Annotated in this window: 14 protein-coding genes; 12 read left to right on the forward strand and 2 right to left on the reverse strand. The window is 62.9% G+C overall.

Going from position 1 to position 16,875, the window contains the following annotated elements:
* Positions 1 to 129: 129 nt before the first annotated feature.
* The 12 genes from GFJ39_RS07655 (at position 130) to GFJ39_RS07710 (ending at position 14,089) form a co-directional block, all read left to right on the forward strand.
* Positions 130 to 1,293, forward strand: a complete 1,164-nt coding sequence (locus GFJ39_RS07655) for an MlaE family ABC transporter permease (RefSeq protein ID WP_153430781.1) — start codon at positions 130 to 132, stop codon at positions 1,291 to 1,293.
* Positions 1,294 to 1,295: 2 nt separating this feature from the next.
* Positions 1,296 to 2,063, forward strand: a complete 768-nt coding sequence (locus GFJ39_RS07660; RefSeq protein WP_153430782.1) for an ABC transporter ATP-binding protein — start codon at positions 1,296 to 1,298, stop codon at positions 2,061 to 2,063.
* Positions 2,063 to 3,022 carry an MlaD family protein gene (locus GFJ39_RS07665; protein ID WP_153430783.1) on the forward strand — a complete coding sequence of 320 codons (960 nt, stop codon included), beginning with the start codon at positions 2,063 to 2,065 and terminating at the stop codon, positions 3,020 to 3,022. The genes GFJ39_RS07660 and GFJ39_RS07665 overlap by 1 nt, the downstream gene beginning before the upstream one ends.
* 56 nt (positions 3,023 to 3,078) lie before the next feature.
* Positions 3,079 to 3,645: a PqiC family protein gene (locus GFJ39_RS07670; protein ID WP_153430784.1), complete on the forward strand. Its 567-nt coding sequence runs from the start codon at positions 3,079 to 3,081 to the stop codon at positions 3,643 to 3,645.
* Between the two features lie 104 nt (positions 3,646 to 3,749).
* Complete coding sequence (locus tag GFJ39_RS07675; protein WP_325062872.1) at positions 3,750 to 5,237, forward strand: ABC transporter substrate-binding protein; 1,488 nt, start codon at positions 3,750 to 3,752, stop codon at positions 5,235 to 5,237.
* A complete protein-coding gene (locus GFJ39_RS07680; RefSeq protein WP_153430785.1) occupies positions 5,234 to 6,187 on the forward strand; it encodes an ABC transporter permease in 954 nt (317 codons plus the stop codon). The genes GFJ39_RS07675 and GFJ39_RS07680 overlap by 4 nt, the downstream gene beginning before the upstream one ends.
* Positions 6,184 to 7,014 (forward strand): ABC transporter permease, encoded by an 831-nt coding sequence (locus GFJ39_RS07685; RefSeq protein WP_153430786.1) that lies wholly within the window; start codon positions 6,184 to 6,186, stop codon positions 7,012 to 7,014. Before GFJ39_RS07680 ends, GFJ39_RS07685 begins: the two co-directional genes overlap by 4 nt.
* Positions 7,011 to 7,829 carry an ATP-binding cassette domain-containing protein gene (locus tag GFJ39_RS07690; RefSeq protein ID WP_153430787.1) on the forward strand — a complete coding sequence of 273 codons (819 nt, stop codon included), beginning with the start codon at positions 7,011 to 7,013 and terminating at the stop codon, positions 7,827 to 7,829. Before GFJ39_RS07685 ends, GFJ39_RS07690 begins: the two co-directional genes overlap by 4 nt.
* A complete protein-coding gene (locus tag GFJ39_RS07695; RefSeq protein ID WP_153430788.1) occupies positions 7,826 to 8,602 on the forward strand; it encodes an ABC transporter ATP-binding protein in 777 nt (258 codons plus the stop codon). The genes GFJ39_RS07690 and GFJ39_RS07695 overlap by 4 nt, the downstream gene beginning before the upstream one ends.
* Before the next feature lie 13 nt (positions 8,603 to 8,615).
* A complete protein-coding gene (locus GFJ39_RS07700) occupies positions 8,616 to 9,629 on the forward strand; it encodes a P1 family peptidase (RefSeq protein ID WP_153430795.1) in 1,014 nt (337 codons plus the stop codon).
* 89 nt (positions 9,630 to 9,718) lie between these two features.
* Positions 9,719 to 13,327, forward strand: coding sequence for a bifunctional proline dehydrogenase/L-glutamate gamma-semialdehyde dehydrogenase PutA (gene putA / locus GFJ39_RS07705; RefSeq protein ID WP_153430789.1), 3,609 nt, complete (start codon positions 9,719 to 9,721; stop codon positions 13,325 to 13,327).
* Between the two features lie 69 nt (positions 13,328 to 13,396).
* Positions 13,397 to 14,089 (forward strand): GntR family transcriptional regulator, encoded by a 693-nt coding sequence (locus GFJ39_RS07710; protein ID WP_153430790.1) that lies wholly within the window; start codon positions 13,397 to 13,399, stop codon positions 14,087 to 14,089.
* A 3-nt stretch (positions 14,090 to 14,092) separates the two neighbouring features.
* Here the strand turns inward: GFJ39_RS07710 and GFJ39_RS07715 are convergent, their stop codons facing one another.
* Positions 14,093 to 16,264, reverse strand: coding sequence for an FUSC family protein (locus tag GFJ39_RS07715; RefSeq protein ID WP_153430791.1), 2,172 nt, complete (start codon positions 16,262 to 16,264; stop codon positions 14,093 to 14,095).
* Between the two features lie 15 nt (positions 16,265 to 16,279).
* Complete coding sequence (locus tag GFJ39_RS07720) at positions 16,280 to 16,762, reverse strand: MarR family winged helix-turn-helix transcriptional regulator (RefSeq protein ID WP_153430792.1); 483 nt, start codon at positions 16,760 to 16,762, stop codon at positions 16,280 to 16,282.
* Positions 16,763 to 16,875: the final 113 nt, after the last annotated feature.

The following is a 16,875-nucleotide window of genomic DNA, read 5'->3' on the forward strand; positions in this document are numbered from 1 at the left end:
ACAGTGATCGGATTTCCACGCCGTCCCGCCCGCAACCGCCCGCCAGTTGTTTTTTCAAGTGTCACTTCCCGCCAGCCTTTCCGCTCTTTTGCAGCATCGGGGGATGTCAGGACCGGAAATGCAGAGTCCATGACAGACCAGATCGAGACGGAGCCACAGGCCGCACAACCCGCAGACAGAACGCCCCGGTGGTATCTACAGGGCGAGCAGACCGCGCCGGTCATGGTTCTGAGCGGTATCTGGAAGGCGCGGGCGGGCAATATTCCCGTTTTCCCGAAAGACGGGCTGAAAAAGGCGCCCGGCGCCCATCTGTCCTTCCAGACATCCGATCTCCAGGTCTGGGATACCGGGCTTGTGGCATTCCTGTGGGATCTCAAGCGCGTCGCCCATGACGCCGGCGTCAGTCTGGACATGCGGACTCTGCCCGGACCGATGCGCCAGCTTCTCGAACTGCTGCCCGAAGTCCCCGACGAACCCGTTCATCACAAGACGGCCCGCACCTCTTTTCTGGAAACCGTCGGCAATCACGCCGTCGCCTCGATGACGGAAGTCGGCGTGGTCTCCGAACTGGGCGCGCTGACGGCGAAGGGCGCTGTTCTCACGCTTCTCGGCCGCAGCCGGATGCGCATGGTCGACCTTCTGGCCAATACGGCCGATGCCGGTCCGTACGCCCTGCTCATCGTGGGGATCGTCAACTTCCTGATCGGCGCGATCCTGGCCTTCGTGGGCGCTGTCGAACTCCAGAAATTCGCCGCCGGCATCTATGTCGCCAGTCTGGTCGGCATCGCCATGGTGCGTGAGATGGCCGCCGTCATGACCGCCATCATCATGGCCGGACGGACGGGTGGCGCCTATGCCGCACGGATTTCCACCATGCAGGGCAATGAGGAAATCGATGCCCTGAACGTCTTCGGCATCCCGACCTCAACCTATCTGATCCTGCCGGCCGTCCTGTCGCTCATCATCACGATGCCGTTCCTTTACCTGTACGGATGTCTCATCGGCATGCTCGGCGGCTTCGTCGTGGCCATCTCGATGCTGGACATCACGGCGGCAGGGTATTTCCATCAGACCATCACAGCCTTCCATATCGGCCAGTTCATCTTCGGCTTCACCAAAAGCCTCGTTTTCGGGGCCTTCATTGGCCTGACGAGCTGCCGGATCGGCCTGAAAGCCGGACGTTCGGCCGCGGATGTGGGCATTGCCGCCACACGGGCTGTCGTCGTCGGAATTGTGGGCGTCATCGCAATCGACGCGATCTTCGCGGTCATCGCCGATGTTCTGGGGATCTGACCATGCCTGACCAGACCGTCCTGTCCCTGCGCGATGTCACACTCTCCTTCGGCCCCAAGGTCATCCAGAAGAACATCTCGCTCGATGTACGCAAGGGAAGCATCTTCGCCGTCATGGGAGGCTCGGGCTGCGGCAAGAGCACGCTTCTCAAGAGCATGATCGGGCTACTGCGCCCGTCCGCCGGCGAATATCATGTCGGGGACGAGAACTACTGGGCCGGAAGTGAAGCCCATCGTACGGATCTGAACCATCGCTTCGGTGTCCTGTTCCAGAGTGGCGCATTGTGGAGTTCAATGACGGTCGGCGAGAACATCGCCCTGCCGCTTCAGATGTTCACGGACCTCAAACCCGACGTCATCCGCAGACTCGTGGAACTGAAACTGGGTTTCGTCGGCATGTTGCAGGCGATTGATCTCTATCCTTCCGAAATCAGTGGAGGGATGCGCAAACGTGCCGGTCTGGCCCGCGCCCTCGCCCTGGACCCGGACATCCTGTTTTTCGACGAGCCTTCGGCCGGCCTTGATCCGATCACCTCCGCCCGGCTCGACGACCTGATCCTGAACCTGCGGGACGGACTTGGCGCGACGATCGTCATCGTCAGCCACGAACTGCCAAGCCTCTTCCATATCGCCGATGACGGCATTTTCCTGGACGCCAGGACAAAAACCCCGATCGCCCATGGCTCCCCCCGGAGCCTGCGGGACAACTGTACCGATCCACAGGTGCATGCCTTCATGCACCGTGAACGCGACGAAGAAGGAAACACGTGATGAACAGGCAGGCTCTTGTCGGTGCTTTCGTCCTTGGGGGGACGGGCCTGATTGTCGCGGCATTTGTCCTGTTCGGCAATTTCCATCCCTTCACCCGGACGGAAAAGGCCATTCTCGTGTTCCATGGCGCATCCTCGGGACTGACCGTGGGAGCGCCTGTCACATTCCGTGGTGTCCAGGTCGGCGCAGTGGACCGCGTGGCCATCGAATACAATCCCGTGACAAACGACGCCTATATCCCGGTCTATATCACCATGCGGCCGGACAACATCATCCTGACGAACAACAGCCATCATCGCCCCAGCATGGAAGATCTCGTCAGACAGGGGCTGCGCGGTGAGATCAATCTCAAGAGCTTCGTCACCGGCACGTCCGAAATCGATCTGGATTTCGCCCCCTCGACGCCGGCAGTGCTGCATCCCGATATCGCCCGCATTACCGAAATCCCGACCAAACAGTCGACCATCGCGGCCATGACACAGAGCCTTCAGGACCTGCCGCTGAAGCAGATCGGCGAGAATGCCGATGCGACCCTGGCCTCGGTCCGTCAGCTTTCGGATCAGCTCGATCGGGAACTGCCGGCGCTTGTGCAGAGCATCCGCGAAACCTCCGATCACAGCCGGGACATGGTCGATGCCGCCCGCAAGACGGTGACGGACCTCGAACCCGTCCTGACACGGACCCTGCTCAGCGTGGACAGGCTGGCCAATGAGGGCACGACCCAGCTCAATGCGCGCGGTCATGAACTCCATGCCGTCCTGCAGAACAGCAACGACGCCGTCCAGCAGGCCACGAAGAGCCTGGCCAATCTGGAAAACATGACGTCTCCGCGTTCGGCCGACCGCGCCAATCTCGAAGCAAGCCTGCGGGATATCGCCGCCGCCGCCTCCGCCCTGCGCGGTTTTGCAACGGACGTGGAGCGCAACCCGCAGCTCCTCCTCACGGGGCGCCGGCCATGAGCAGACAGTTCCGCCGCCCTTTGTTCCTTCCGGAGACCAAACCCGTGACACGGCTCATGACCCGATCCGCTGCCCTTCTGGCCTTCGTCCTGATGTCAGGTTGTGCCGCACCGCCCATGCAGTTCTACACGCTTGGCGCCCCCGCAATCGCGCAGAACAGCGGCACCCTGCCCGCATCGGCCCCGGTCCTGAACGTGTCGCATGTCACACTCCCGGATTATCTCGACAGTCAGGATATCCTCATACGCCACGGCGACCAGCTTGACCGCAGCCCCAACGGGCGCTGGGGAAGCCGTCTGTCCCAGGGCGTGACCGACCTTCTTGCCGCCCATCTGGGACAGGACTGGCCAGGCTATGTCGTGACCACGCAGCCTTTGGCCGAAACGCCGGCCCTGCGTCTTGCGGTCAATATCAGCCGGCTGGATCTCGACAGCAGCGGTCAGGGCGCCCTGACCGCCGACTGGGCACTGATCCCCTCGGACGAGCACCAGCCCGTTCAGCGCGGTCGCGGCTCATTCATCGCACAGGGCGCGGTGACGACCGACAGCGGCAAGGTCGCCCTGACCCGGACCCTCGTCGAGCAGCTCGCTGCCCGGATCGCCAGCACGAGCCCGCGCCCCTGAACAGCAGCCGAACAGCAGCCCCTTTCGCTCAGACGACGAAGGCCCTATTTTCCGTGATCCTGCGCCCTGAGGCTGCAAGTTCGCGGAGCGCCTGATTGAAAACCGTGCCCATTCTCCTGACCGTTCTGGCGGTCGGCTTTCCGGCATCTCACCTCCCCGGGACAGCACGGGCTGCCGATGCACGCGATACGCTTTCGATCGGTCTGGCCATCGAACCGCCGGGCCTGGACCCGACGCGCGGCTCCAGCGAAGCCATCGGGATGGTGACGTACGGCAATATCTATGAAGGCCTGATGCGGCTGGACGAACAGGGCGCCCTCAAGCCCCTTCTGGCGCAGGACTGGCACGTCTCGCCGGATGGCCTGACCTATGATTTCACGCTTCATGACGGCGTGCGTTTCCATGATGGCACGCTCCTGACCTGCGGCAGCGTAAAGTTTTCCCTGCTCCGGGCCGGTGCGGCGGACAGCACCAACCCGCACAGGGCCATCTTCAGCCAGATCGCCGACATCTCATGCCCGGACAGCCAGCATGTCAGCATCCGGCTCCAGCATCCCTACGGCAGCTTCCTCTATCAGCTCGCCTGGAACGACGCCGCCATTCTCTCGCCGGCGTCCGTGGCCCAGAACATCAGCCATCCCGTCGGCACAGGGCCGTTCGTGTTCGGTGAATGGCGGCGCGGGGACCACCTGACCCTGACCCGTAATCCGGATTACTGGGGCGCCAGACCGGTCCTGCAATCGGTGACGTTCCGCTTCATGCCCGATCCGCTGTCCGCCAGTAACGCGCTGCTGGCCGGGGAGCTGGACGCCTATCCGTCTTTCCCGTCCCGCGAGATCCTGAGCCGCTTTGCCGGAAATACGCAGTTGCAGGTCATCCGGGGCAGCTTTCCCTTCAAGGCCATTCTCGCGCTCAACAACGCCCGCCGCCCGTTCAGTGATCTCCGCGTCCGGCAGGCCATCGCACAGGCCATTGACCGCAAGGCGCTGATCCAGGCCGTGGCCGACGGAGACGGAACGCTCCTGCAATCCCATATCGCGCCGGACGACCCCGATTACATCCCCCTGCCCGACCGCTATCCCTACGATCCGGACCATGCCCGCGCATTGCTGCAAGAGGCGGGGGTGACACCCGGCACGCATCTGACCCTGACCTTCCCGCCCATCGGCTATGCACGCGACAGCAGCGAACTCATTGCCGCCTATCTGGAACAGGTCGGGCTGATCGTGACGCTTCAGCCCGTGGAATGGCCGACATGGCTGGGTCAGGTTTACGGACAGGGCCAGTTCGACATGACCGTCATCGCCCATACCGAACCTCATGACATCGCGATCTATGACCGCACGCCCGTCTATTTCCACTATCACAGCCCGGTCTTTCACGGGCTCGTCGAGCAGTACGAAGCGACGGCGGATACGGTCCGGCGACACCAGCTTTCCGTGCAGATGCAGGAACAGCTCGCACAGGACGAGCCCAATGTTTTCCTGTTCGCGATCCCCCGCGAAACCGTCATGAACCGGCGCCTCAGGGGCTTGTGGACCAATCAGCCCATCGCAGGCTGCCCGGTCGCCGGTGTTTCCTGGGCGCCATGACGGGCATGGATATTTTCCGCATCCCACTGGAACGGCTGGTTCTTCTTGTTGTCGCAAGCCTCGTCATTTTCGCGACCATGAACCTGCTGCCCGGCGACCCCGCAGCGGTCATGCTCGGACTTGATGCAAGCCCCGAAAGTCTGGCGGCCCTGCACCAGAAACTGGGGCTGGAATCATCCGTGCCCGTGCGATACGCACACTGGATCAGCGCCTTCATCCGGGGCAACCTGGGCCAGAGTTACATCTATGACGTCCCAGTCGGCAGCCTGATCGGCGAACGCCTGCAAAGCAGTCTGCCCCTGATTTTTCTGGCCATGCTGCTGTCTCTGGGCGCAGGCATCCCACTCGGCGTAATGGCGGGCGCAAAGCGCGGAACACTGCTTGATACGGGCCTGATGGGCTTCCTCCAGCTTTTCAAATCCATCCCGGATTTCTGGCTGGCGATGATGATGACGTTCCTGTTTTCCCTAACCCTGCACTGGCTGCCCTCCAGCGGCTTTCCGGGCTGGCATAATGGTGCCCTCCCTGCGCTCAGGGCCCTCACCCTTCCAGCCATCGCTCTCGCCATCCCGCAGGCCGCCATCACGGCGCGTTTCATGCGCTCGTCCCTGATCGAGACCCTGTCGCAGGATTTTATCCGCACGGCCCGGGCACAGGGCTACAGCACACGCGGCGCTCTGTGGCGCATCGCATTGCCCAATGCACTGATCCCCGTCCTGACCCTGGCCGGGATCCAGATTCCGGTTCTCGTGACCGGAACCATCATCGTCGAGAGCGTCTTCAGTCTGCCAGGCTGTGGAAAGCTCCTGCTGGAGGCTGTCAACCAGCGCGATATCCCCGTCGTGCAGAACCTCGTCATGCTGATCGTCGCGTCTGTGATGGTCCTCAATGTCCTGATGACGCTCCTCGTGCGCTGGCTGGATCCGCGCCTTAAGGCCGACCCGTCATGATAGAGCGTTCCAACCGGACGCTCCGGGCGGGGAGTATTCTGCTCGGAATTGTTCTCCTCCCCGCGACCGTCATAACCCTGTTCGATGGCGGTCACGCGCCGTACATCGACGTCCTGCACCGTTATGCGCCGCCGTCCCTGCTGCATCCGCTCGGAACCGATCCTTTCGGCCGCGACCTCATGGTCAACGTCCTGACCGGAGCCTTCAACAGTGTGACGATCGCCGCGATCTCCGTCTGCCTCGCCACGATTGGGGGAACGGCACTCGGCCTGATCGCGGCGGCCCGACCCGCCAGAGCCATCATGGGAATAGCCATCATGGGACTGGCCGATCTGGGCCTGGCTTTTCCGCCTGTCCTGATCGCAGCGTTACTCGTCACCGCTCTTGGTGCCTCCGCCACGGGTGAGATCCTCGCCATTGCCCTGTTCGGCCTCCCGGCCCAGATCCGCATCACCCGGCAGGCGGCCCGCTCCATCCTCATTCAGGACTATATCGCCGCATCCCGACTGGCCGGACATGGCCCGGTTTACATCATGCGCCGACACGTCCTGCCCAACATCCTGCCGCTCCTGACGGTCCAGGCGACATCCTCGCTGGCCCTCGCGATCCTTGCCGATGCCGGACTGTCCTATCTCGGTCTGGGCGCGCCGCCGCCACGACCGGATCTGGGACGCGCCCTGGCGTCATATCAGATCCATATCTTCGATCATCCGCTGCTGGTCGCCATTCCGGGAGTCACGATCATGCTGCTCGTGCTGGGCTTCAATATGTTCGGGGATGGCCTGCGGGATGCTCTGGACGCAGCCCATGAGGAGCGCACCCCATGAGTTCTCTGCTCCATGTCCGGAATCTGAACATCCAGAGCCCGGAACGGCTGACCCTGCATGACGTGTCCTTCACGCTTGAAGCGGGACAGATCCTCGCCATCACCGGGGAATCCGGCTCCGGAAAATCCACGCTCGCACTGGGCGTGGCGGGACTTCTGCCTCCCGGCTTTCAGGCTCACGGCAGCATCCGGCTTGAAGAGACTGAGCTTTCCACGCTCTCCGAACAGGACTGGTGCCGGATCCGGGGCAAAAGACTGGGCATGGTCTTTCAGGAGCCCATGACGGCCCTGAATCCCACGCGCCGTATCGGGACGCAGATCGGGGATACATTCCGCCTTCATACGACGCTCTCCCGTCGCGAGATCGATACGAAAACGCGCACACTTATGGAACAGATCGGCCTGTCTGAAGCTGGCGTGAGCGAACGCGCCTATCCCCATCAGCTTTCCGGCGGCCAGAGACAGCGCGTCCTGCTCGCAATGGCGCTGGCCTGCCAGCCCGAAATCCTGATCGCGGACGAGTTCACCACAGCCCTCGACGCCCGGACCCAGGCCGCGATGATGACGCTCGTAACGCACCGTTGCGAGACGCAGGGCATGGCCGTCCTCATGATCTCCCATGACCTCGGGCTGGTGCGTCGCCATGCCGATCATGTTCTGGTCATGAAAGACGGGGCATGCGTGGAACAGGGCACAACAGCATCGGTATTTGACGCCCCACATCATCCCTACACGCAGGCGCTTCTGGCCATGTCCCTGCACGGCGCGGCCCGCACGCCGCTTACGCCCCTGCCCGTCTTTACGACGCCGTCATGACCCCGATCCTTCAGGCCCGGAATGTGACGTATGGAAGGACCGGTGGAAGGACAGACCGACAGGGTTTTTCCTTCACGCGATCTGCACGCCCCCCCATTCTGAAAAATATCAGTCTTGATCTGAAAGCAGGCCAGACGCTCGGGATCGTCGGGGCCTCGGGAAGTGGAAAATCCACCCTGTGCCGTATCCTCAGCGGCCTTATCGCACCCGATGAAGGACAGGTCCTGTATCAGGGGCAGGATTTCGCGACCGCATCAGAAGCCGTGCGGAAGAAAATCCGCCCTGCGATCCAGATGATCTTTCAGGACCCGGCTGGCGCGCTCGATCCGCGCCAGACGATCGGTGATATCGTGGGGGAAGCTCTCGGCCCCGTCCCGGATCGGGACGCACGCATCCGCACAGCCCTTCAGGACGTCGGCCTTTCCGCCGATATCACCCACCGCTACCCGAGAACCTTTTCCGGCGGCCAGAAGCAGCGGATCGCCATCGCCCGCGCCCTGATGACACGCCCTTGCGTCATCATCGCCGATGAAGCCGTCTCGGCGCTGGATGTCTCCACACAGGCCATCGTCCTGAACCTGCTGCTCGATCTTCAGAAGCGGCAGGGACTGTCATATGTTTTCGTCAGTCACGATCTGGCCGTCATCCGCCATCTGTCGCACCATATCGCCGTTCTGGATCAGGGCCGGATCGTGGAATCCGGCCCGGCGTCCGATATTCTGGATACGCCCGTCCAGCCCGCCACGAAGGCGCTTCTTGAAAACACCTACTGACCCGCGAGGCGTCATGACCAGCCTGAACCTTCTCACCGACATTCCCGACATCCGCGTCGGCCATAGTCAGGACCTGACCCTGCGCACGGGCGTGACGGCGATCCTGTTCGATCGCCCCGTCATCGCTTCCGGCAGCTTCCCGGGCGGCGCACCAGCCCTGCGGGAAACCGCGCTGCTGGAGCCGGAAAACATGGTCGGGCATATCCATGCGGTCGTCCTGTCAGGCGGATCGACCTATGGGCTGGACGCGACAACCGGGGTTCAGGGCTGGCTGCGCGAGCAATTCGACAACGCGCCGCTGCCGCCGGGCACCATCCGCGTGCCCATCGTCGTGCAGGCCAGTCTTTACGATCTTCCTGCGGGCGGACAGACGACATGGGGCCGCTATTCGCCCTATGCCGAAATGGGCCATCAGGCCGCGACCAGCGCCCGAAGCGGCGCTTTCGCACTGGGCACGGCTGGCGCAGGCACCGGCGCGACGACCGCCACGCTGCGCGGGGGACTGGGTTCGGCGAGCGCGATCACACCTGCCGGGCACCGCGTGGCCGCGCTGGTCGCCGTTAATGCGGTCGGCACGGCCACGATCGGGGACGGCCCCCATTTCTGGAGCGCGCCTTTCGAGCAGGGGGACGAATTCGGCGGTCTGGGCATGCCAGCACATCTGAGCGCAGAGGATTTGCGCCTGCGTTCCAAGTGGGCCTCCGTCACCGGCACCACGATCGGCCTCATCGCCACCGATGCCACACTCACCAAGACACAGGCGAAACGCCTCGCCATTCTGGCACAGGACGGCGTGGCGCGCGGCGTGTTTCCAGCCCATCTGCCTCTGGACGGGGACGCCATGATCGGGGTCTCGACCTGCGGAAAGCCTGCTCCGCCTGCTCAGGAATGGACCGAAATCCTCCATGCCGCCACACAGGTCACGGCCCGCGCCATCGCCCGGGGCGTGTACGAGGCATCCCCTCTTCGCGGTGGTAGCGCACTCCCGACATGGCACGAATGTTTCGGATTCAAAGATACGCCATAAAAATGATCTGACCCTCATTTCATATATTTTAATCAGGATCGTATATGATTATAGGACTCAGATCGCGTGTCGTGTCCGAGGCTGAGTCCATGTCAACTTTTGTGCCGTCCTATCCTGTCCGCTCCTCCCTTCGTCAGGCCATCGCCGCAGATATGCGCAGACCCGAAGCGGAATGCATCCTTCCCCTGATCGAACAGGCCACGCTGACCGAAACGGAACAGCAGAACACGTTTGACGTCGCCCGCCATCTGACCCGCTCCCTGCGCGCGCAACGTCGCCCGGGGGGCGTTGAGGCGCTGGTGCAGGAGTTCTCGCTGTCCTCCGCCGAGGGCGTTTCCCTGATGTGTCTGGCCGAAGCACTCCTGCGCATTCCGGATGCCGCCACACGCGACGCCCTGATCCGCGACCGGATCGGCACCGGAGACTGGCTGTCCCATGTCGGCGGCAAAAAATCCGTTTTCGTGAATGCGGCCTCCTGGGGGCTGATGCTGACCGGCAAGCTGACCAACGACACGGATGAAGGACTTGCTGCCGCGCTGTTCCGCCTCGTCGGACGTGGCGGACAGCCGCTGGTCCGCCATGCGCTCGACATCGCCATGCGCATGATGGGAGAGCAGTTCGTCATCGGCGAAACCATCGAGGAAGCCCGCAAGGTCAGCACGGAACCCGAAGACCGCGGCTTCAAATATTCCTACGACATGCTCGGCGAAGCCGCGATGACGGAAGCCGACGCCCTGCGCTACCGCCGCGACTACGAGCGCGCAATCGACGTGATCGGCCAGACCGCACGCGGTGCGAATGTCTATGAGAAGGCCGGGATTTCCATCAAGCTCTCGGCCCTGCACCCTCGCTATGCCTTCGCCCAGCGCGAGCGCGTCCTGAAGGAACTCGGCCAGACGCTGAAAGACCTCGTCATTCAGGCCCGCCGCTATGACATCGGCATCAATATCGACGCCGAAGAAAGCGAACGTCTGGACCTCTCGCTCGACCTGATCGAAGACCTGTGCCACTGCCCGGAACTGGACGGCTGGAACGGCATCGGGATCGTCGTGCAGGCTTATGGACGCCGCGCACCGAAGGTTCTGGACTATCTGATCGACCTCGGCCGCCGCAGCGGACATCGCCTCATGATCCGTCTGGTGAAGGGCGCGTACTGGGACAGTGAAATCAAGAAAGCGCAGGTCGAAGGCCAGACGGATTTCCCGGTCTACACGCGCAAATGCTACACGGATGTCAGCTATATCGCCTGCGCGAAAAAGCTCCTGGCGGCGCGCGATGTGGTCTTCCCGCAGTTCGCGACCCACAACGCCCGCACGCTGGCCACGATCTACACGCTGGCGGGTCTGAACTTCCAGATCGGCGACTACGAGTTCCAGTGCCTCCACGGCATGGGCGAGACGCTCTATAACGAAGTCGTCGGCCCGCAGAAACTCAACCGCCCGTGCCGGGTCTATGCCCCCGTCGGCTCGCATGAGACGCTGCTGGCCTATCTGGTGCGCCGCCTGCTGGAAAACGGCGCCAACTCGTCCTTCGTCAACCAGATCGGCGACGAAAGCCTGCCGATCGAGACCCTGATCGCCGATCCGGTCGCGCTCGCAAAAGCCGTCCAGCCGCCGGGTGCCTCCCATCCGGCCATTGCCCTTCCGAAAGACCTGTTCGCGCCCGAACGCACCAATTCCCGCGGCCTCGATCTGACCGACGAACATACCGTCACGGCCCTGGCCGAAGCTGTCTGCGCCTCCGGGAAACAGACGCAGGAAGACCTGTCCTGCTCGGGTGAGACGCAGGAGATCCGCAATCCGTCCAACCATTCGGACAGGATCGGCAGTATCCGTTTCGGAACCGAAGAGGATGTCCGCAAGGGCATTGATGCCGCCGAAAGCGAAGGCGCGGCATGGGCCGCTCTTTCCGCCGACGCACGAAGCACCAAGCTCGATCGCGCGGCGGATCTGCTGGAAGAGCATCAGAGCGAACTGATGGCCCTTCTGGTCCGCGAAGCCGGCAAGTCCTACGCCAATGCGCTCTCCGAAGTCCGCGAGGCCGTTGATTTTCTGCGGTATTACGCCGTTCAGGCCCGCGAAACGGGCCAGAACGGCAGCAGCGCACCGCTTGGCGTCGTTGCCTGTATCAGCCCGTGGAACTTCCCCCTCGCCATTTTCCTGGGACAGGTCGCGGTCGCACTGGCGGCTGGCAACACGGTCGTCGCAAAACCGGCAGAGGAAACACCCTTCATCGCCCTGCGTGCCGTTTCCCTTCTGCGCGAGGCTGGGCTACCGGAAAATGTGCTGCGTCTCGTTCCCGGCGCAGGCGAGACCGGTGCCGCACTCGTAGCCGACAGCCGGATCGCCGGCGTGATGTTCACCGGTTCCACCGCCGTGGCCGGCCTGATCGCCAGTGCTCTGGCCGGGCGCACCGACGCGGACGGGCAGCCCGTTCCGTTCGTGGCCGAAACCGGCGGCCAGAACGCCATGATCGTGGACAGTTCCGCCCTGACCGAACAGGTGGTCTCGGACGTTCTGGTCTCGGCCTTCGACAGCGCGGGCCAGCGCTGTTCCGCCCTGCGTGTCCTGTGCGTGCAGGAAGACTGCGCCGATCGCGTCCTGACCATGCTTCGCGGTGCCGTGGAAGAACTGCGCATCGGCAATCCGGCGGAACTGCACACCGATATCGGCCCCGTCATTTCCGCCGAAGCTCGCTCCGGCATCCAGACCTATATCGACGCATCCCGTGCGCGGAACCGTGCCGTCTGGTCCCTTCCCCTTCCGGACACGGCATCAAACGGCACATTCATCGCCCCGACGATCATCGAGATCGACAGTCTGGCGGACCTCAAGGGCGAAGTCTTCGGACCGGTCCTGCATGTCCTGCGTTTCGCCTCCAGTGACTTCGAAGCTCTCATCAACGCCATCAACCAGTCCGGCTACGGCCTGACCTTCGGGCTCCATACCCGGATCGAAAGCCGCATGGCGCATGTCACCTCGCGCATCGAAGCCGGAAACCTCTACGTCAACCGCAACATGGTCGGCGCGGTTGTAGGCAGCCAGCCTTTCGGCGGCGAAAAGCTGTCGGGCACGGGGCCGAAAGCCGGTGGCCCGCTGATCCTGCGTCGCCTCATGAGCACCGCCCCGGCCCATACGGACTGGGAAAACCAGGAGTTGCCAGAGCCCGCACGGCTCTTCCTGTCCTGGCTGATGCGGACAAGCTTCCCGCTCTATCAGACAATCGTGGACGCCATGCAGCATGGCATGTGCGGCACTACGCGCGAACTGCCCGGCCCGGTCGGCGAAACCAACCTGTATCAGCTCCTGCCGCGTGGCGCCGTCCTATGCATCGCCAGCGACCGCGAGACCATGCTTCGCGCCGTGGGCCTTGCCCTCAGCGGTGGAAACACGGCCTTCGTTCAGGGGCCGAATGTGGCTTCGGACTGGGTGTCCGACCTTCCCAATGCGCTTGCACTGCATATCCGCCGCACGCAGGGCGGGCGTGTCGCGGGATGCCGGACGATCCTTGCGTCTCCGGAAGAAAAGCAGATGGCGGAACAGGCCCGTGCGGCCCTGTCGCGTTCGGGTATGATCGTTCAGCTCTACATGCTTGACGCGAAAAGCCCGGTCCGGCCTGAATGGGTGCTTCAGGAAAAGGTCGTCAGCACGAACACCACGGCCGCGGGCGGCAATGCCAGCCTGATGACCATCGGATAATGATGATAGCCGGCATGATCGTTCGTTACGATCATGCTAAGAGGACTGCCCCAACTGACGGACGACCCCATGCGCGCTGCCGAGCCGAACTTTACACCTGTTGATACGAAAAGCGGCTCGGCCTCGCTCGAAATCGCGGACGCCCTGCGCCGTGCCATCACGGACGGCATCCTGACCGATGGTCAGCCGATGCGACAGTCGGAGCTTGCCCGCAACTTCGGCGTCTCGACCATTCCGGTCCGCGAAGCCCTCAAACAGCTTGAGGCGGAGGGCCTGATTGCCTTCCTGCCCCATCGCGGCGCCGTGGTCACCGGACTGAGCGAGGCGGATATCCTGGAATATTCGGACATCCGCGCCTCGCTGGAAAGCATGGCCGCCGGTCTGGCGATGACGTCCCTCACCCGTGTCGATCTGGCGCGGATCGAGGACGCCTATGAGGCCTTTGTCAGCGGAACAGGCGGCGCACAGGGCATGGAACAGTCCGGCCGTCTGAACTGGGAGTTTCACGGCGCCATCTATGCCGCGGCGCAGCGCCCGAGGCTGTATGGCATGATCCACGACCTTCATTCCCGGCTCGACCGTTATATCCGCGCCCATCTGGAACTGCCGGGGCGGAAAGCCGCGACCGACGCCGAACATTTCCAGATCCTTCAGGCCTGCCGCGCCCGCAACGGCGAGGAACTCGGCCGCCTGACGAAGCAGCATATTCTCGAAGCCGCTTCCCTCTCGCTGGACGTCATCCGCGAGCGGACAACACCCTGATCCTCACCGCGCCGGATTGACCGCAACCAGAGTCGCAGGACCCCGCTCGTCATACCAGAGATGCAACGGGCCATCCGCATGGAAAAAGCCCGGAATACTGTCGATGATATGAGCACTCTGTTCCAGACATGACACCAGACGGACCCGATACAGCCCTTCCATCCCGGAAGCCTCGCCCGCCCCGATCAGCCCCGCGGCTGACATGAGAGACGCGGCCGTCCCGACAGGATTCCGTCGCAGGGTTCTGAATGACGCAAGCGCCATATCCAGAGCCTCTCTCTCGTGAGCACTCAGTCCCGCCGGCTCCACGGCCTGCCGCAGGCGGATCAGCAGGCGCCCAAGGGACAAGGCGGCAAACGCGCCATCCACATAGCCCTGACGGTCGATCGGAGATGTGACCAGAGACAGCCGCATGAGCAGAATGGACACTTTCTGGATCTGCGTTCCTTCCCACACCATCCAGGTCGGCACTTTCCCTGTCGGCCGGGCTGAAAGGCTCTGAAGGCTGCGACCAAGGGAAATGACGAGCCGTGAGGCATAAAGCCGCTGGTCGGCCGGCATGATTACCCGGAACACCAGAACCAGCAGAGCACAGCCCATCAGGATGGCCAGCCAGGTATTGATGAGCGTGATGTCGTCGGGAACCATGCTGTTCGTTATCATCAGCTGCATGGCCAGAAAGACCGTATAGCCGAAGGCCCCCACGCCATAACGCGGATGGAACTGGAGCCACACGCCCGGCAGCATGCAGGCGCAGACCGACAGCCAGAGCATCGGATACCCGTCCACACGGGGAAGTGCTGCGATATGGCACAGCCAGCAGGCCGGAACCGATAGCGCAGTCCCGATCGCCATGGGCAGACTGGCCCGGGCCGCGGATGGCATCGTGGACATCAGGCTCGATGCCGCCACCACATACATGATCATCATCGGCCCGGTCGGAAAATAGGTGATGTACCAGATCATGCAAGCCAGAAAGGCGATCAGCATCCCGCGCAGCCCGTTATAGATCGCCGACATCCATTCCAGATAAGGCCGTACCCGGATGCGGACATGCGGACCGCGCGGACTGGACAGGTCCAGCACCGTCTCACGGAGCTGAAGGAGAATGTCACGAACATTATCAACGGATGCCTGGAGCGCAGGCGATGTCGCAGCCCCCTCCAGAACCTCAAGCCGCATGAGCGACTCTTCCAGGCAGGCCAGAGCCTCCCCCGGCCGCTTGATCCACCCGGCGGTTTCCGTCAGGGCGAGCAGCCGGGTCAGCGTATCGTGGATTTCGCGATGAACAGGCGCCGAGAGCGGGTTTGCGGCTCTCAGATTGCGCCAGTATGGATGATAGGATGCCACAAGCCCCGTCATGCGACTGACGGCGAGCCGGTATCCCCGCACTCCGGCATGAATGTCGGGGTTATCCGTCGCGGCGTATTCAATAGCAGGTCCAAGCCGTGCCAGTTGTCCCAGCAGACGCTGCCGCCCGTCATAGATTGTCTGCGGAAGGCTCCTGAAAGCCCCTTCGGTCCGCACAGGTTCCGAGCCCGGAGCGGACCGCGCCCCGGAGCGGTTCATCAATCCCTCATGAAACACCAGAGCATGGCGGATCGTCTCGCGGAACGCCCCCGAAAGCGCGTCCATCGTACCCTGACGCCGACGCGGGGACGTCACCATGAAAACCGCCGCCGTCACCACGATCCCAAGCGCCACGTCCGACACCCGCATCATTGCGGACAGGAAAATGTTTTCGGGATGGGAAAACGCCGGCACGGCCACGATGATGATCGTGTAACCCGTCAGAACCGCCGCATAGGCCCGGAAATACCGCAGACATGTCGCCGTCATGCAGGCCAGGCCCACAAAGGCCGAAAGCGCCATGAAATACAGGACGGCGGACTGCACGAACATGGCCATGACCGCCGTGCTCAGCGCCGCGCCGATCACTGTTCCGGTCATGCGCCACACACTCTTTGAGACGAGCGCGCCCACGGTCGGGTTCGCGACGATCAGGACAGTCGTGACCGTACTCATCGGCGATTCCAGCTGGATCAGGAACGCGAGGAAGAGCGCAATGCCGATGGACAGGAATACCCGGGCCGTAAAAGCCGCCGTGGAGACGAAATTCCGCCACCGCGCGCTATTGCGGTCGAAAAGAAGAATCTGGCGAAAAGGATTGCGCATGAAAGGCCCGGAAAATCAGGGGGAAGAGAAACCGGAGAGGGAAAATTTCCCTTCCATCATGCCAAGCTGGCTACGCAGCAGCGCCACGGCATCCGAAGGCAGGCCGTCGGTCAGACGGGCTTCCAGATCCGCCGCGATGCGATGGAACTGACGGCACCGCTCGCACCCGGCTTCCGTGAGAACCAGAAGGTTGGAGCGACGGTCCTGCGGATCGGGCTTCCGCGAGATCAGTCCTTCCCGCCCCAGATGATCGAGAACCCGCACGAGCGCGGAACTGTCCACGCCTATGACGGACGCCAGATCGCTCTGCTTCATCCCGCTTCCCATCACCATCAGGTACGCCATGGGCCGCATGGTCGCGAGCGTCATGCCCTCGGGCCGCAGGAGACGGTCCAGCTGCGCCCTCCACAGGCTCGACAGTCGCAGAACATGAAAGGTCAGCCCCATGTCATGAAAACTGCTGTCCCGAAGAATGGACGGATCGTACTGGACAGCCATTTCTGCTGACACCTCATCTGTTGATATGGCAATAGATTATATGACACCATCACAATTGAAAACAGATCCTGTTGACATTTTCGTCAGGAGGTTCAGTTTTTGATCCATATCAC

Source organism: Gluconobacter aidae (assembly GCF_009547075.1).
Classification (GTDB): domain Bacteria; phylum Pseudomonadota; class Alphaproteobacteria; order Acetobacterales; family Acetobacteraceae; genus Gluconobacter; species Gluconobacter aidae.

Excerpts from the sequence above, each read along its gene's own strand:
- GFJ39_RS07710 (WP_153430790.1), top strand. The coding sequence starts at position 13,397 with ATGCGCGCTGCCGAGCCGAACTTTACACCTGTTGATACGAAAAGCGGC.
- GFJ39_RS07665 (WP_153430783.1), top strand. The coding sequence starts at position 2,063 with ATGAACAGGCAGGCTCTTGTCGGTGCTTTCGTCCTTGGGGGGACGGGC.
- GFJ39_RS07685 (WP_153430786.1), top strand. The coding sequence starts at position 6,184 with ATGATAGAGCGTTCCAACCGGACGCTCCGGGCGGGGAGTATTCTGCTC.
- GFJ39_RS07655 (WP_153430781.1), top strand. The coding sequence starts at position 130 with ATGACAGACCAGATCGAGACGGAGCCACAGGCCGCACAACCCGCAGAC.
- putA (WP_153430789.1), top strand. The coding sequence starts at position 9,719 with ATGTCAACTTTTGTGCCGTCCTATCCTGTCCGCTCCTCCCTTCGTCAG.
- GFJ39_RS07670 (WP_153430784.1), top strand. The coding sequence starts at position 3,079 with ATGACCCGATCCGCTGCCCTTCTGGCCTTCGTCCTGATGTCAGGTTGT.
- GFJ39_RS07700 (WP_153430795.1), top strand. The coding sequence starts at position 8,616 with ATGACCAGCCTGAACCTTCTCACCGACATTCCCGACATCCGCGTCGGC.
- GFJ39_RS07715 (WP_153430791.1), bottom strand. The coding sequence starts at position 16,264 with ATGCGCAATCCTTTTCGCCAGATTCTTCTTTTCGACCGCAATAGCGCG.
- GFJ39_RS07690 (WP_153430787.1), top strand. The coding sequence starts at position 7,011 with ATGAGTTCTCTGCTCCATGTCCGGAATCTGAACATCCAGAGCCCGGAA.
- GFJ39_RS07680 (WP_153430785.1), top strand. The coding sequence starts at position 5,234 with ATGACGGGCATGGATATTTTCCGCATCCCACTGGAACGGCTGGTTCTT.
- GFJ39_RS07720 (WP_153430792.1), bottom strand. The coding sequence starts at position 16,762 with ATGGCTGTCCAGTACGATCCGTCCATTCTTCGGGACAGCAGTTTTCAT.
- GFJ39_RS07695 (WP_153430788.1), top strand. The coding sequence starts at position 7,826 with ATGACCCCGATCCTTCAGGCCCGGAATGTGACGTATGGAAGGACCGGT.
- GFJ39_RS07660 (WP_153430782.1), top strand. The coding sequence starts at position 1,296 with ATGCCTGACCAGACCGTCCTGTCCCTGCGCGATGTCACACTCTCCTTC.